Below are 14,762 nucleotides of genomic sequence, written 5' to 3' on the forward strand. Positions count from 1 at the left end.
TTGTGTGGCTTTTGTAGGGATCCGGTCAGTTTGCTAGGCAGAGGTTGCGCCTAAGGCCGCCACGATCTGCTGCAACGCCGGCGAATCCCCTTCGACCCGCACTTTCAACCCATCGATTTCACGCCGCAGCGGGTAATGTTTGCGCAACGCATCGAACGCCACACGTTGTTCGTTCACATTACCTACAAGGCTACGACGGAAATCCGCGTCGTCACGGCGCGGGTCATACACGCCACGGCACAACATCGCCAGCGCCCAGGCCGGATCGGTGTCAGCATTCAACGTAACAGCCGACAGCCATGGCGCTGGCAACAAATCGTTCAGGCTGACCTGTTCCGGTTGCCCAAGAAATTTGCAAAACGCCTGATAGATCTGCGCCGTCCCGCGCTGTTTGCCGTCGAGGCTGTAGCCGGCAATGTGCGGCGTCGCGATGACACACAACTCCGCCAGCGCTACATCGACTTCAGGCTCAGCCTCCCAGACATCCAGCACCGCTTGCAGATCTTCACGCCGCAACAGCACCTGACGCAGGGCGGCGTTGTCGATCACCGGGCCACGACTTGCATTGATCAGCCAGGTGCCGGGTTTGAGTTGGTTTAAACGGTTTTTATCGAACAGATGCCAGGTTGCCTGAGGGCCCTGTTTGTCCAGCGGCGTGTGCAGGCTGACGACATCGCATTGCTCGATGATCTGCTCGAGACTGACGTAATCGCCCCCTTCAGCGGCTTGCCGTGGCGGATCGCAAACCAGCACATTCCAGCCCAGGCCTTGCAGAACCTTGACCAGCCGCCCGCCCACCTCGCCGGCGCCGACCACGCCGTAAGTGCGCTGAGTCAGGTCGGCACCTTCGATTTCGGCCAGGGTCAGCAAGCTGCCCAGCACGTAATCGACCACACCCCGGGCATTGCAGCCTGGCGCGCTGGACCAGGTGATGCCGGCCTGCTGAAAGTAGTCCAGATCCAAATGATCGGTGCCGATGGTGCATGTGCCGACAAAGCGCACTTTGCTGCCTTCGAGCAATGCGCGATTGACGTTGGTCACTGAGCGCACCAGCAGCACATCGGCCTGTTCGACGGTGGCGCGGTCGATGGAACGTCCCGGCACTCGGCGGATTTCACCGAAACCTTCGAAGAAGGCATCGAGCAGCGGGATATTTTCGTCGGCAACAATCAACATGGCAGGCTCCTTTGGCGGACCGGCAGTTTAGGCGCAGATGGAGGTGATGGGCCAGCAGGTATTAAGCACCTTAGTTGCCCCCCTGTGGCGAGGGAGCTTGCTCCCATCCGGCTGCAAAGCAGTCGCAAAGACTGATGCCGCGGTGTGTCTGAAGGAACTGGACAGCTGCTTTTGGGGCTGCTGCGCAGCCCAGCGGGAGCAAGCTCCCTCGCCACAGGGAGTGGGGGATGCCTGTAAAACTGATTACAAATCCGCAACACAGGATTTTTCCTGACCATTGCGTCAAGGCGTAGAATGCGCCGCCTCGCGCATCAAAATCCTTTGGACGTTTCGCCTTGAATTCCGTGACCGACCCCACCGCCGCTATTTCCCTCAACCGCCCGGCCCGGGTTCGCCTGGAGCTGAAAAACCTGCTCGGCCTGGCGTTGCCGATCATGATCGCGCAACTGGCGACCACCGCCATGGGCTTCGTCGATGCGGTGATGGCGGGACGGGTCGGGCCTCGCGATCTTGCGGCCGTCGCGTTAGGCAACTCGATCTGGGTGCCGGTGTTTCTGTTGATGACCGGTACGCTGCTGGCCACCACCCCGAAAGTCGCCCAGCGCTTCGGTGCCGGCACTCACAGCGAGATCGGCCCGATCGTGCGTCAGGCCTTGTGGCTGGCGTTGGTGGTGGGTTTGATGGCGACCGGCCTGCTGTTCAGCGCCGAACCGATCCTGCATATCATGAAGGTCGATCCCGAGCTGATCGGCCCGTGCATGCAGTACCTGCACGGCATCGCCAGCGGCCTGCCCGCCGTCGCGTTCTATCACGTATTGCGCTGCTTCAGTGATGGCCTGGGTCGCACGCGTCCGGCCATGGTCCTTGGCTTGTGCGGGCTGGCGCTGAATATTCCGCTCAATTACATTTTCATCTATGGCCACTTTGGTGTGCCGGCGATGGGCGGTGTCGGCTGCGGCTGGGCCACGGCAATCGTGATGTGGGTGATGGCGCTGGGGATGGCCGGCTGGGAACGGTGGGCGCCAGCCTATCAGTCGAGCCAGTTGTTCAGCCGTTTCGACTGGCCCCAGTGGGCGGTGATCAAACGTTTGCTGGGCATCGGCCTGCCAATCGGCATCGCCGTTTTCGCCGAGTCGAGCATCTTTGCGGTGATCGCCCTGCTGATCGGCAGCCTCGGCGCCACGGTGGTCGCCGGGCACCAGATCGCCCTGAATTTCAGCTCACTGGTGTTCATGATCCCCTACTCCCTGGGCATGGCCGTGACCGTGCGGGTCGGCCAGGCACTGGGCCGTGAAGAACCACGCGAAGCACGCTTCGCCGCCGGGGTCGGTATGGGCACGGCACTGGCTTATGCGTGCATTTCCGCAAGCATGATGCTGTTGCTGCGTGAACCCATCGCCGCAATCTACACCGCCGATCCGACGGTGATTCACGTAGCCGCGATGCTGATTGTGTACTCGGCGCTGTTCCAGTTTTCCGATGCGATCCAGGTGACAGCGGCCGGCGCACTGCGCGGCTATCAAGACACGCGAGTGACGATGATCCTGACGCTGTTCGCTTATTGGGGCATCGGTTTGCCGGTGGGTTACGCCTTGGGCCTGACCGATTGGTTCAGCGCGCCGAGTGGCCCGAGCGGGCTGTGGCAGGGTTTGATCGTCGGCTTGAGTTGCGCGGCGCTGATGCTGTCGATCCGCCTGGCACGCAGCGCACGCAAACGGATCCGCATCAGCCGTTCGGCCGGTTAAGCGAGCGCAAAAAAAGGGCCTGCACATGCAGGCCTTTTTTGTGCCCGTTAAGCGAGTTTCTTGCGGATCCAATACAGGTAGGTGCCTGCCTCTTCGTGCTGCGCCACCAACTCGTGGTCGAGGAACACGCAGAACTTGGGGATGTCGCGACGGGTCGACGGGTCAGTGGCGATCACCTTCAGCAGGCCGCCGGGCACCAGGTCACGGATGTGCTGGTGCAGCATCATCACCGGTTCCGGGCAATTGAGGCCGGTGGCGTCGAGGGTGCCGTCGACCGGCGTATCGATCATTTCACTCATGGTTTACTCCTGAAACTTGCCGGCATTGTCGCGCATTGCCGGGTGTTCGGTCACCTGTGGGAGCGGGACCGTGTGAATCAGCGGGATTTCGGTTTTTTCACGTCAAGCCGGCGCAAATGGCAGGTCACTTCTTCACGGTCGTGATACAGCTGCTTGCAGCCGATTTCAACCCGAATGCCCCGCGCCTTGAACCCCTCGGCAATACGCTCCAGCAAGCGCTTCACTTCGGCATAACGCTGTTTCATCGGCAGCTTGAGGTTGACCACCGCTTCCCGGCAATGCCCCTCGCCAATCCATTCTTCCAGCATCGCCGCGTTGCGCGCCGGCTTCTCGACAATGTCACAGACCATCCAGTCCACCGGCTGCTTGGGCTTGAAGGTGAAACCGTCCGCCATCAAATGCTGCACCAGACCAGTATCCATCAGGCTTTCGGCCATCGGGCCATTGTCGATGGCGGTCACCAGCATGCCGCGGTTGACCAGTTGCCAGGTCCAGCCGCCCGGGGCGGCGCCGAGGTCGACACCGGTCATGTCGCTGTGCAGACGCTCATCCCACTGGTCGCGGGGAATGAAGTGATGCCAGGCCTCTTCCAGCTTCAACGTCGAACGGCTCGGCGCTTCACGGGGGAACTTCAGGCGCGGAATGCCCATCGGCCACATCGCCGAGTTGTTCGACTCCGCCAGCCCCATGAACACTTCGCGGCCGCTCTTGAAGGTCAGCAGCAGACGCGGCTTGTTAGGGTCTTCCACCAGTTTGCCGGCCGCCATCAACGCCTTGCGCAGGTGCACTTCAAACTTCTTGCAGAAGTTCGACAGCTCTTTGCCATCGTTGGTGTCGACCATTTCCAGCCACAGGCTGCCGCACAGCGGGAAGTCCGCCATGTGGGCGAGGATCACGCTGATGCGGTCGGTTTCCGGCAGATCAATAAAGATCCCACGGGCCCACTGGCGCGGGAAGATCAGGTCGGCGAAACGCTGGCCACGCATCAGGCGTTCGGCGCCGTCTTCTTCGGTGCAGATGAATTCGGCATAGGCGCTGGCGGTTTTGGCCTTGGCATAACCGGCCACGTTCAGCCGCGCGGCATGTTCGGAAATCTCGGAACAGACTTCGCCTTCGAAGCCCGGTCGGCAATGCATAAAGAGGGTGTTCATTCTTACTCCTGGGCAGTTGGCGGAAAAATTGCGCCACTGCGCGATGCCCAGGCTTGCGTTGAAGCAAAGCCTGTCACGAAAACCGGCGCATGATAGCCGAGTTCGGAACCTTGGACTTGCCCTTAGGGTCCAGTTATTAGCCTTAAGCACCAAACAGGACTAGGTTTAAACATCTGCCCGTCCCTCAGTCCGTAGCCGTGTGGACTTAAAGGAGTCATTTCAATGCCGTCCCTCGATAGCCTGAAAACCCTTAAAACCTTACAAGTCGACGACAAGACCTATCACTACTTCAGCTTGCCCGAAGCCGCCAAGAGCCTGGGTGATCTCGACAAGCTGCCCATGTCGTTGAAAGTGTTGCTGGAAAACCTGCTGCGCTGGGAGGACGAGAAAACCGTCACCGGCGCCGACCTCAAGGCGATTGCCGCCTGGCTCAAGGAGCGTCGCTCCGACCGCGAAATCCAATACCGCCCCGCGCGGGTATTGATGCAGGACTTTACCGGTGTCCCGGCCGTGGTCGACCTGGCCGCCATGCGCGCCGCCATGGCCAAGGCCGGTGGCGACCCACAGCGCATCAATCCGCTGTCGCCGGTGGACCTGGTGATCGACCACTCGGTGATGGTCGACAAGTTCGCCAGCTCAAGCGCCTTCGAACAGAACGTCGACATCGAAATGCAGCGCAACCACGAGCGGTACGCCTTCCTGCGCTGGGGTCAGAGCGCCTTCGCCAACTTCAGCGTGGTGCCGCCGGGCACCGGTATCTGTCACCAGGTCAACCTTGAATACCTAGGACGCACGGTCTGGACCAAGGATGAGGACGGCCGCACCTATGCTTTCCCCGACACCCTGGTCGGCACTGACTCCCACACCACCATGATCAACGGCCTCGGCGTACTCGGCTGGGGCGTCGGCGGGATCGAAGCGGAAGCGGCGATGCTGGGTCAACCGGTGTCGATGCTGATTCCGGAAGTGATCGGCTTCAAACTCACTGGCAAGCTCAAGGAAGGCATCACCGCCACCGACCTGGTGCTGACCGTCACCCAGATGCTGCGCAAGAAAGGTGTGGTCGGCAAATTCGTCGAGTTCTACGGCGACGGCCTCGCCGACCTGCCGCTGGCCGACCGCGCGACCATTGCTAACATGGCTCCGGAATACGGCGCCACCTGCGGCTTCTTCCCGGTGGACGAGGTGACCCTGGAATACTTGCGCCTGTCCGGCCGCACCACGGAAACCGTGAAACTGGTGGAGGCCTACAGCAAGACCCAGGGCCTGTGGCGCCTGCCCGGCAAAGAGCCGGTGTTCACCGACAGCCTGGCGCTGGACATGGGCAGCGTCGAAGCCAGCCTCGCCGGGCCGAAGCGCCCACAAGACCGCGTCTCGTTGCCGAATGTCGCGCAAGCGTTCGCTGACTTTCTCGGCCTGCAAGTCAAACCGACCAGCAAGGAAGAAGGTCGCCTCGAAAGTGAGGGCGGCGGCGGTGTCGCAGTGGGCAACGCCGATCTGATCGGTGAGGCGGACTACGCCCACGAAGGCCATACGCATCGGCTGAAAAACGGTGCGGTGGTGATTGCCGCGATCACCTCTTGCACCAACACCTCCAACCCCAGCGTGATGATGGCGGCCGGGCTGCTGGCGAAAAAAGCCGTGGAAAAAGGCCTCAAGCGCAAACCGTGGGTCAAGAGCTCCCTGGCCCCCGGTTCGAAAGTGGTCACCGACTATTACAAGGCAGCCGGTCTGACCCAATACCTCGACCAACTCGGTTTTGCCCTGGTCGGTTATGGCTGCACCACCTGCATCGGCAACTCCGGGCCGTTGCCGGAGCCGATTGAAAAAGCCATCCAGAAAGCCGACCTGACCGTCGCCTCGGTGCTGTCGGGCAACCGCAACTTCGAAGGCCGCGTGCATCCGCTGGTGAAAACCAACTGGCTGGCCTCCCCGCCCCTGGTCGTCGCCTACGCGCTGGCCGGCACGGTGCGCATCGACATCAGCAGCGAGCCCTTGGGAAACGACAAGGACGGCCACCCGGTTTACCTGCGAGACATCTGGCCGAGCACCAAGGAAATCGCCGACGCGGTAACTCAGGTGAACACCGCAATGTTCCACAAGGAGTACGCCGAAGTGTTCGCCGGCGACGAGCAGTGGCAAGCCATCGAAGTGCCGCAGGCGGCGACTTATGTCTGGAACAACGATTCGACGTATATCCAGCATCCGCCCTTCTTCGATGACATTGGCGGTCCTGCGCCGGTGGTCAAGGATGTCGAAGGGGCGAAAGTCCTCGCGCTGCTCGGCGACTCGGTGACCACCGACCACATCTCCCCGGCCGGCAACATCAAGACCGACAGCCCCGCCGGCCGTTACCTGCGTGAACAAGGAGTGGAACCGCGGGACTTCAACTCCTACGGCTCACGTCGCGGCAACCACGAAGTGATGATGCGCGGCACCTTCGCCAACATCCGCATTCGCAACGAAATGCTCGGCGGTGAAGAAGGCGGCAACACGATTTACATTCCGACCGGGGAAAAACTGCCGATCTACGACGCGGCCATGCGTTACCAGGCATCGGGCACGCCGCTGGTGGTGATCGCCGGGCAAGAATACGGCACCGGATCGAGCCGTGACTGGGCGGCCAAGGGCACCAACCTGCTGGGGGTCAAAGCCGTCATCGCAGAAAGCTTCGAGCGGATTCACCGTTCAAATCTGGTGGGCATGGGCGTGTTGCCGCTGCAGTTCAAGCTGGATCAGAACCGCAAGAGCCTGAACCTCACCGGCAAGGAAACCCTGGACATTCTTGGCCTGACGGGCGTCGAACTGACTCCGCGGATGAACCTGACGCTGGTCATCACCCGTGAAGACGGCAGCCAGGAGAAGGTCGAGGTATTGTGCCGGATCGATACCCTGAACGAAGTGGAGTACTTCAAGGCTGGAGGGATTTTGCATTACGTGTTGCGGCAGTTGATTGCCTCGTAACAGCCAGCTGACAACGACACCGCCTTCGGGCGGTGTTTTTGTTTGGGCGGTGTATGTCTCTATAATTGCGCGCCCCAAGAAAACAGGCACCTCCGCCCTCAAGGACTTCAAATGATCGCTCTGCCATGGATCTATCTGGCACTTCTCTCGCTCGGCTACGGCCTGGCTTTGATCTACGGCCATCTCGGCTGGCTGGCTGCCATTTCTTTCGGGTTACTGCTGATCGCCGGTTTCGCCGTTCGCCAACAACAGATTCCCCTCGGCCGCTACCTCGGCCACGGCTTGTTCATCGTCCTGGCGGTGGCGCTGGCGACACACTGGCTTCCCGGTTTCTACAACGGTCGAGCCATCGATCCCCAGCGTTTCACCGACGATGCCGTGCGGTTCGCCATGTACCTGAATCTGGACAAACCCCTGATCGGCTTCTGGCTGTTGCTGGTTTGTCCGTGGATTATCGGTCGGCGCTCCCTGCGCCTGTCCGTGTATGCCACCGCCCTCGCCCTGACCGTGAGTGCCGTACTGGCTCTGGGTGGTGCGCTGTTGCTGGGGGTGATCAGTTGGGCACCGAAATGGCCGGATCAGGCCTGGCTGTGGATGCTGAACAATCTGTTGCTGGTGACGCTGGTGGAAGAAGCGCTGTTTCGCGGCTACATCCAGGGCGGTCTGATCCGGCAGTTTAAACACCTGCCTTATGGCGAAAGCCTCGCGCTGGTGCTCGCATCATTGCTATTTGGCCTCGTTCATCTGGGCGCTGGCTGGCAATGGGTGTTACTGGCGAGCCTGGCCGGTATCGGCTATGGCCTGGCTTACCGATTCGGTGGGTTAGGTGCGGCCATCGCCACCCATTTTGGTTTGAATCTGCTGCATTTCGGCTTGTTCACGTATCCGATGCTCGCGGGATGATGACGCAGCGGTCGTTTTGCGACGCGTTACTGATCTATTGAAAAAAAACTTCAATAAATGCCCGACGATGCCGATACACCATCAAAGCCTTGCGGATTGAAAAAGCCATGCGTAACAACCAGCCCATTACACAACGCGAACGGACCTTCCCGGCTCAGCAACGGTTGATTTCCACCACCGATGCCAAGGGCATGATCACCTACTGCAACGATGCTTTCATCGAAATCAGCGGGTTTTCGCGTGAGGAACTGATCCGTGCGCCGCATAACCTGGTTCGTCACCCCGACGTCCCGGCTGCGGTGTTCGCGCACATGTGGGGCACACTGAAACAAGGCTTGCCATGGATGGGCATTGTCAAGAATCGCTGCAAGACCGGTGACCACTACTGGGTTAACGCCTATGTCACACCGGTGTTCGAAGGCAATCAGGTGATCGGTTACGAGTCGGTGCGGGTCAAGCCCACCGCCGAGCAGATCCGCCGTGCCGAAGCGCTCTACCAACGCATCAACCAGGGCAAGTCCGCCGTTCCTCAAAGAGATAAGTGGTTGCCAGTACTTCAGGATTGGCTGCCGTTCATTCTGGTCAGCCAGTTGAGCTTCATGATCGGCGCCACCCTGACGTCGCAATGGGGCTTCGCCCTCGCCGCCGGTCTTTCGGTGCCGTTGGGCTTGATGGGCTTGAGCTGGCAACAGCGCGGCATCAAGCGTTTGCTGCGCCTGGCCGAACAGACCACGTCCGACCCGCTGATCGCGCAGATGTACACCGACAGCCGCGGTGCCCAGGCACGCTTGGAAATGTCCATTCTCAGCCAGGAAGCTCGCCTGAAAACCTGCCTGACGCGCCTGCAAGACACCGCCGAGCATCTGAACGAACAAGCGAAACAGTCCGACACGCTGGCTCACAACAGCTCCACCGGCCTGGAACGTCAGCGCGTCGAAACCGAGCAAGTGGCGACCGCCGTCAATCAGATGGCCGCTACCACTCAGGAAGTCGCCAGTCACGTGCAGCGCACCGCCGACGCCACTCAGGAAGCCAATCGCCTGACCGGTCGCGGTCGCGACATCGCAGGTGAAACCCGCGAAGCCATTCAACGCCTGTCAGTGGTGGTCGGTGAAACCGGCCTGACCGTTACGCAACTGGCCAAGGACAGCGACGAAATCGGCGGCGTGGTCGACGTGATCAAAGGCATTGCCGACCAGACCAACCTGCTCGCCTTGAACGCTGCGATCGAAGCCGCGCGTGCCGGTGAGATGGGTCGTGGTTTTGCGGTGGTGGCCGACGAAGTGCGCCAATTGGCGCAGCGCACCAGCGAATCCACCGGGCAGATCCACGCCCTGATCGCCAAGCTGCAACAAACCGCCAGCACGGCGGTGCAAACCATGGAGGCCGGCCATCGCCAGGCCGAAGAAGGTGTGGCGCGGGTATTGGAAGCGGATCAGGCGCTGGTGGGCATCAGCGAAGCGGTAGCCCACATCACTGACATGACCACCCAAATCGCTGCTGCGACCGAAGAGCAAAGTTCGGTGGCCGAAGAAATCAGCCGCAACATCAGCAACATCTCGCAACTGGCTGATCAGACCTCGGAACAGGCACAGAACTCGGCGCTGCTGAGTGAAGAACTGACCAAGACCGCGAATACCCAGTATTCGTTGGTGGAGCGGTTTAACCGCTGATCGTGGTCGAAAAACAAATAACCCGGACAGCGAAAGCTTCCGGGTTTAATGAGATGGTCAGCCTGACCGAGAAGCCCTGCAGGTTTACGCTTGCAGGGCTTTTCTCGTTTTCGGCGGAGGATCTCTCATGAACACGATGACGCTTCTCGGTATCGACATTGGCAAACACAGTTTCCACCTGCATGGCCATGGATGCCAGCTGCCAAAATCTCTGCACTTTTTGAACAAATAGACAACTGGCAAAACTTCGCCGCACACTTTTACAACTACAAAGTTGTGCGGCGAACTGCCGACTATTTTCGGGCGAGACGAACGGCTCGACCTCAGCGATATGCACCACATCCACCTGGCAAGCACTCAAGCGATTCAAGCCCAATGGGCAAAAATCGACCGCCAGTATTACCGAACCGCTCTGGTTGAAGATCCTGACAATGACTTCTGGCTGATCTATGCCTTTGATGCCTTTCGGGATGAATACCTTTTGCTGACTGTCACCGGCCCTGATGCCCATAACCGAAGTGAGTGGGGTTCATTCCTGCGCACTGTGCATTGTGAAATCGTTGGGCCTTGGGTAGTGGGTAAAGTCATCTTTCCCGACCTGGACGACTGTTGATTCAAATGACGGACCAGACCTCGGAACAGGCACAAAACTCGGCGCTGCTGAGTGAGGAACTGACCAAGACCGCGAATACCCAGTATTCGTTGGTGGAGCGGTTTAACCGCTGACAACAAAGTCAAAGGCTGCGATCTTTTGATCTTGCTTCTCACAGAAACCCGGCGACTTTCTTCGCTGTCGCGTCCAAATGCTGCTCATGCGTAAACCCCGAAGCCTTCAACGGTTTCAAATCATGGTCCGCCGCCCCCAGCCAGAACACTTCGATACCTGGTGCCAACGTGTAAGCCTCAACGGCTTCACGATTCCCCAGCGCATCGCGCTCGCCCTGCACAATCAACGTCCGTGTCTTTAGCGCAGCCAAATGCTCAACCCGAGGTTTCTCCGGTTTGCCGACGGCATAGAACGGATAACCGAGGCACACCAAGGCATCCGCACCCAGTTCATCAGCCAAAAGACTGGCCATCCGCCCGCCCATGGACTTGCCGCCAATGGCCAGACGCCCAGTGACATGGCGTCGCACCACGGCATACACCTCACGCCAGCATTCCAGCAGTTTCGGTGCCGGGTTCGGTGGGCGCTTGCCGCCGTCCACTCGCCGCTGGGCCATGTACGGAAACTCGAAGCGCAACACGTTGACGCCTTGCGCGGCAAGGCGCGCAGCCATGTCGCTCATCCAGCCGCTGTCCATCGGCGCACCGGCGCCATGGGCGAGAATCAGTGTCGCCGAGGCCGGTACCGAGGCGGCATTCCACAGCCATCCGTGATCCCGCACGCACTGCGCCCATTGATCCCCGTCAATACTGGCCTTGTGCTGTTTGTCCATGCTTGCCTCGCTTTTAGTCTGCCTATAACTCCAGGCGAAGGGAGCGCCTGCCTTGCGGCTTACTCGCAAAGACAGGCCCTCACTTCGGCTGAACCGTGGATGGGGAACCATGAACACTTCTATCAGTACCGCCTACAACTACAAGGTGGTCCGCCAATTCGCCATTATGACGGTGGTGTGGGGCATCGTCGGCATGGGGCTCGGGGTTTTTCTCGCCGCCCAGTTGGTCTGGCCCGAACTCAACTTCAATCTGCCATGGACCAGTTTCGGCCGGTTGCGCCCGCTGCACACCAACGCGGTGATCTTCGCCTTCGGCGGCTGCGCGTTGTTCGCCAGTTCGTTCTACTCGGTACAGCGTACCTGCCAGACTCGATTGTTTGCGCCGAAAATCGCCGCGTTCTGCTTCTGGGGCTGGCAACTGGTGATCCTGTTGGCGGCGATCAGCCTGCCGCTGGGTTACACCAGTTCCAAGGAATACGCCGAACTGGAATGGCCGATCGACATCCTGATCACCATCGTCTGGGTGGCCTACGCCATCGTGTTCTTCGGCACGATCATGCAGCGCAAGACCAAGCACATCTATGTCGGTAACTGGTTCTTCGGTGGATTCATCATCACCGTGGCAATCCTGCATATCGTCAACAACCTGGAATTGCCGGTGAGTCTGACCAAGTCCTACTCGCTGTACTCCGGTGCGACCGATGCCATGGTGCAGTGGTGGTACGGCCACAACGCCGTAGGATTTTTCCTCACCGCCGGTTTCCTCGGGATGATGTACTACTTCGTGCCGAAACAGGCCGAACGCCCGGTGTATTCCTATCGCTTGTCGATCGTGCACTTCTGGGCGCTGATCACCCTGTACATCTGGGCCGGTCCCCACCACTTGCACTACACCGCGCTGCCGGACTGGGCACAATCGCTGGGCATGGTGATGTCGCTGATCCTGCTGGCGCCCAGCTGGGGCGGGATGATCAACGGCATGATGACCCTGTCGGGTGCCTGGCATAAGTTGCGCAGCGACCCGATCCTGCGTTTCCTCGTGGTGTCCCTGGCGTTCTACGGCATGTCGACCTTCGAAGGGCCGATGATGGCGATCAAGACGGTCAACGCCCTCTCCCACTACACCGACTGGACCATCGGCCACGTTCACGCCGGCGCGCTCGGCTGGGTGGCGATGATTTCCATCGGTGCGCTGTATCACATGATCCCGAAAGTCTTCGGCCGCGAGCAGATGCACAGCATCGGCCTGATCAACGCGCACTTCTGGCTCGCCACCATCGGCACCGTGCTGTACATCGCCTCGATGTGGGTCAACGGCATCGCCCAGGGCCTGATGTGGCGCGCAGTCAACGAGGACGGCACGCTGACCTACTCCTTCGTCGAAACCCTGGTGGCCAGCCATCCTGGCTTCATCGTGCGACTGGTGGGCGGCGCGATCTTCCTCAGCGGCATGCTGCTGATGGCTTACAACACCTGGCGCACCGTGCGGGCCTCGCAGCCTGCCGAAGCCGTCGCTGCCGCGCAGATCGCCTGAGGAGTCCGCCATGAAACACGAAACAATCGAGAAAAACGTCGGCCTGTTGATGTTGCTGATGGTGTTCGCCGTGAGCATCGGCGGCCTGACCCAGATCGTCCCGCTGTTCTTCCAGGACGTGACCAATAAACCGGTGGAAGGCATGAAGCCCTACACCGCGCTGCAACTGGAAGGTCGCGACATCTACATCCGCGAAGGCTGCGTCGGTTGCCACTCGCAGATGATCCGCCCGTTCCGCGCCGAAACCGAACGCTACGGCCATTACTCGGTGGCCGGGGAAAGCGTGTGGGATCACCCGTTCCTCTGGGGCTCCAAGCGCACCGGCCCGGACCTGGCGCGAGTCGGCGGGCGCTACTCCGAAGACTGGCACCGCGCGCACTTGTACAACCCGCGCAACGTGGTGCCGGAATCGAAGATGCCGGCGTATCCATGGCTGGTGGCCAACCCGCTCGACAGCAGCCACACCGAAACCAAGATCCGCGCCATGCGCACCCTCGGCGTGCCGTACACCGACGAAGACATTGCAGGCTCGGTCGCTTCGCTCAAGGGCAAGACCGAGATGGACGCGCTGGTCGCCTACCTGCAAGTGCTCGGCACTGCCATCAAGAGCAAGAGGTGAGTCATGGTCATTGATATGAGCACAGGCCTGATCCGCGGCCTCGGCACAGTCGTGGTGTTCGTGGCCTTCGTCGGCCTGACGCTGTGGGTGTTCAACAGCAAGCGCAATCCGCAATTCGCCGAAGCGCGCCTGCTGCCGTTCGCTGACGAGCCGCAACCCGAAACTACCCAAGAATCTGCAACAACAAGGAGCGCCCGGCCATGACCACCTTCTGGAGTGCGTGGATCTGCGTACTGACCATCGGCAGCCTGATCGGCCTGACCTGGCTGCTGATCGGCACCCGCCGCGGCGAAACCAAGGGCAGCGTCGACCAGACCATGGGCCACAGCTTCGACGGCATCGAGGAGTACGACAACCCGCTGCCGCAGTGGTGGTTCATGCTGTTCGCCGGCACCCTGGTGTTCTCGGTCGGCTACCTGATTCTTTATCCGGGCCTGGGCAACTGGAAAGGCATATTGCCCGGTTATGAAAACGGCTGGACCGGCGTGCACGAATGGGAAAAGGAGATGAGCAAGGCGGACGCCAAATTCGGGCCGATCTTCGCCAAATTCGCGGCAATGCCGGTGGAAGAAGTAGCGAAAGACCCGCAAGCGCTGAAAATGGGCGGACGCCTGTTCGCCTCCAACTGCTCGGTGTGCCACGGCTCGGATGCCAAGGGCGCGTTCGGTTTTCCCAACCTGGCTGACAGCGATTGGCGCTGGGGCGGCAATGCCGAGACCATCAAGACCACTATCATGGGTGGCCGGATGGCGGCCATGCCGGCCTGGGGTGAAGTGTTGGGTGAGACCGGGGTGAAGAACGTCGCCGCGTACGTGCGTCACGAATTGGCCGGCCTGCCGCTGCCGGCCGACAGTGGTGCCGACGTGCAAGCCGGACAGCAACTGTTCAGCACCACCTGTGTAGCCTGTCATGGGGCAAACGGCCAGGGCACTGAAACCATGGGCGCGCCGAATCTGACGCACCCGGCCGGTTTTATCTATGGCACCAGCCTGGCGCAACTGCAACAGACTATTCGCCACGGCCGCCAGGGCCATATGCCAGCGCAAAACGAACTGCTGGGCAACGACAAGGTGCAATTGCTGGCCGCTTATGTGTACAGCTTGTCCCACGGAGTCGGCACCGAGCGTTTGCAGGCACAAGGCAAAAGCGAATAATTTTTGACCGCTCTGCTGCCGCATTCTGCGGAATGCGGCAGTTCCCTGCCTCTTTGCGACCCATTGTCGCACCCTCCCGTTCCCCTTCCTTTCGGTTCACCAGAT

Annotated in this window: 14 protein-coding genes and 1 pseudogene; 10 read left to right on the forward strand and 5 right to left on the reverse strand. The window is 60.5% G+C overall.

All coding sequences use genetic code 11. From position 1 onward, the window contains the following. Positions 1–33: 33 nt before the first annotated feature. Positions 34–1,176, reverse strand: coding sequence for a 4-phosphoerythronate dehydrogenase PdxB (pdxB, locus tag JUI81_RS21505; protein ID WP_204125000.1), 1,143 nt, complete (start codon positions 1,174–1,176; stop codon positions 34–36). 335 nt (positions 1,177–1,511) lie between these two features. On the opposite strand from pdxB, the gene JUI81_RS21510 reads away from it, so the two are divergent. After that, positions 1,512–2,921 carry an MATE family efflux transporter gene (locus JUI81_RS21510; protein ID WP_019579908.1) on the forward strand — a complete coding sequence of 470 codons (1,410 nt, stop codon included), beginning with the start codon at positions 1,512–1,514 and terminating at the stop codon, positions 2,919–2,921. A gap of 47 nt (positions 2,922–2,968) precedes the next feature. Here the strand turns inward: JUI81_RS21510 and tusA are convergent, their stop codons facing one another. Together tusA and rlmM are read right to left on the reverse strand one after the other, a co-directional pair. Then, positions 2,969–3,220, reverse strand: a complete 252-nt coding sequence (gene tusA / locus JUI81_RS21515; RefSeq protein WP_007907805.1) for a sulfurtransferase TusA — start codon at positions 3,218–3,220, stop codon at positions 2,969–2,971. A 77-nt stretch (positions 3,221–3,297) separates the two neighbouring features. Next, a complete protein-coding gene (rlmM, locus tag JUI81_RS21520; protein ID WP_018925308.1) occupies positions 3,298–4,371 on the reverse strand; it encodes a 23S rRNA (cytidine(2498)-2'-O)-methyltransferase RlmM in 1,074 nt (357 codons plus the stop codon). Positions 4,372–4,593: 222 nt separating this feature from the next. Here rlmM and acnA point away from each other — a divergent pair, with 222 nt between their 5' ends. The 3 genes from acnA (at position 4,594) to JUI81_RS21535 (ending at position 9,911) form a co-directional block, all read left to right on the forward strand. Next, complete coding sequence (gene acnA, locus JUI81_RS21525) at positions 4,594–7,335, forward strand: aconitate hydratase AcnA (RefSeq protein ID WP_204125001.1); 2,742 nt, start codon at positions 4,594–4,596, stop codon at positions 7,333–7,335. Positions 7,336–7,446: 111 nt separating this feature from the next. Continuing rightward, positions 7,447–8,238: a CPBP family intramembrane glutamic endopeptidase gene (locus JUI81_RS21530; RefSeq protein ID WP_204125002.1), complete on the forward strand. Its 792-nt coding sequence runs from the start codon at positions 7,447–7,449 to the stop codon at positions 8,236–8,238. 107 nt (positions 8,239–8,345) lie between these two features. Next, positions 8,346–9,911 (forward strand): PAS domain-containing methyl-accepting chemotaxis protein, encoded by a 1,566-nt coding sequence (locus JUI81_RS21535; RefSeq protein ID WP_019579905.1) that lies wholly within the window; start codon positions 8,346–8,348, stop codon positions 9,909–9,911. Here JUI81_RS21535 and JUI81_RS31855 read toward each other — a convergent pair. Next, positions 9,901–10,248, reverse strand: a complete 348-nt coding sequence (locus JUI81_RS31855; RefSeq protein WP_239077720.1) for a hypothetical protein — start codon at positions 10,246–10,248, stop codon at positions 9,901–9,903. The two genes, JUI81_RS21535 and JUI81_RS31855, sit on opposite strands and share 11 nt — an antisense overlap. Between JUI81_RS31855 and JUI81_RS21545 the strand changes: the two genes are divergently transcribed. Continuing rightward, positions 10,243–10,524: a type II toxin-antitoxin system YafO family toxin gene (locus JUI81_RS21545; RefSeq protein ID WP_231380607.1), complete on the forward strand. Its 282-nt coding sequence runs from the start codon at positions 10,243–10,245 to the stop codon at positions 10,522–10,524. The two genes, JUI81_RS31855 and JUI81_RS21545, sit on opposite strands and share 6 nt — an antisense overlap. An 8-nt stretch (positions 10,525–10,532) precedes the next feature. Beyond that, positions 10,533–10,637, forward strand: a pseudogene (locus JUI81_RS32055) (aerotaxis receptor Aer); the annotation flags it as partial. A 38-nt stretch (positions 10,638–10,675) separates the two neighbouring features. On the opposite strand, the gene JUI81_RS21555 reads toward JUI81_RS32055, so the two are convergent. Further along, positions 10,676–11,350 carry an alpha/beta family hydrolase gene (locus tag JUI81_RS21555; RefSeq protein WP_019579903.1) on the reverse strand — a complete coding sequence of 225 codons (675 nt, stop codon included), beginning with the start codon at positions 11,348–11,350 and terminating at the stop codon, positions 10,676–10,678. Positions 11,351–11,459: 109 nt separating this feature from the next. On the opposite strand from JUI81_RS21555, the gene ccoN reads away from it, so the two are divergent. The 4 genes from ccoN to ccoP are packed head-to-tail and all read left to right on the forward strand — an operon-like array spanning position 11,460 to position 14,657. Beyond that, positions 11,460–12,884 (forward strand): cytochrome-c oxidase, cbb3-type subunit I, encoded by a 1,425-nt coding sequence (gene ccoN / locus JUI81_RS21560; RefSeq protein ID WP_007942213.1) that lies wholly within the window; start codon positions 11,460–11,462, stop codon positions 12,882–12,884. A gap of 10 nt (positions 12,885–12,894) precedes the next feature. Further along, positions 12,895–13,503 carry a cytochrome-c oxidase, cbb3-type subunit II gene (gene ccoO / locus JUI81_RS21565; RefSeq protein ID WP_007942211.1) on the forward strand — a complete coding sequence of 203 codons (609 nt, stop codon included), beginning with the start codon at positions 12,895–12,897 and terminating at the stop codon, positions 13,501–13,503. Between the two features lie 3 nt (positions 13,504–13,506). Then, positions 13,507–13,707, forward strand: a complete 201-nt coding sequence (locus JUI81_RS21570; RefSeq protein ID WP_018925303.1) for a cbb3-type cytochrome c oxidase subunit 3 — start codon at positions 13,507–13,509, stop codon at positions 13,705–13,707. Further along, positions 13,704–14,657 (forward strand): cytochrome-c oxidase, cbb3-type subunit III, encoded by a 954-nt coding sequence (gene ccoP / locus JUI81_RS21575; RefSeq protein ID WP_204125004.1) that lies wholly within the window; start codon positions 13,704–13,706, stop codon positions 14,655–14,657. The genes JUI81_RS21570 and ccoP overlap by 4 nt, the downstream gene beginning before the upstream one ends. Positions 14,658–14,762: the final 105 nt, after the last annotated feature.

Source organism: Pseudomonas sp. 008 (assembly GCF_016861935.1).
In the GTDB taxonomy this organism is placed as follows: domain Bacteria; phylum Pseudomonadota; class Gammaproteobacteria; order Pseudomonadales; family Pseudomonadaceae; genus Aquipseudomonas.

Excerpts from the sequence above, each read along its gene's own strand:
- JUI81_RS21535 (WP_019579905.1), top strand. The coding sequence starts at position 8,346 with ATGCGTAACAACCAGCCCATTACACAACGCGAACGGACCTTCCCGGCT.
- tusA (WP_007907805.1), bottom strand. The coding sequence starts at position 3,220 with ATGAGTGAAATGATCGATACGCCGGTCGACGGCACCCTCGACGCCACC.
- ccoO (WP_007942211.1), top strand. The coding sequence starts at position 12,895 with ATGAAACACGAAACAATCGAGAAAAACGTCGGCCTGTTGATGTTGCTG.
- acnA (WP_204125001.1), top strand. The coding sequence starts at position 4,594 with ATGCCGTCCCTCGATAGCCTGAAAACCCTTAAAACCTTACAAGTCGAC.
- ccoN (WP_007942213.1), top strand. The coding sequence starts at position 11,460 with ATGAACACTTCTATCAGTACCGCCTACAACTACAAGGTGGTCCGCCAA.
- ccoP (WP_204125004.1), top strand. The coding sequence starts at position 13,704 with ATGACCACCTTCTGGAGTGCGTGGATCTGCGTACTGACCATCGGCAGC.
- JUI81_RS21570 (WP_018925303.1), top strand. The coding sequence starts at position 13,507 with ATGGTCATTGATATGAGCACAGGCCTGATCCGCGGCCTCGGCACAGTC.
- JUI81_RS21530 (WP_204125002.1), top strand. The coding sequence starts at position 7,447 with ATGATCGCTCTGCCATGGATCTATCTGGCACTTCTCTCGCTCGGCTAC.
- pdxB (WP_204125000.1), bottom strand. The coding sequence starts at position 1,176 with ATGTTGATTGTTGCCGACGAAAATATCCCGCTGCTCGATGCCTTCTTC.
- rlmM (WP_018925308.1), bottom strand. The coding sequence starts at position 4,371 with ATGAACACCCTCTTTATGCATTGCCGACCGGGCTTCGAAGGCGAAGTC.
- JUI81_RS21555 (WP_019579903.1), bottom strand. The coding sequence starts at position 11,350 with ATGGACAAACAGCACAAGGCCAGTATTGACGGGGATCAATGGGCGCAG.
- JUI81_RS21545 (WP_231380607.1), top strand. The coding sequence starts at position 10,243 with ATGCACCACATCCACCTGGCAAGCACTCAAGCGATTCAAGCCCAATGG.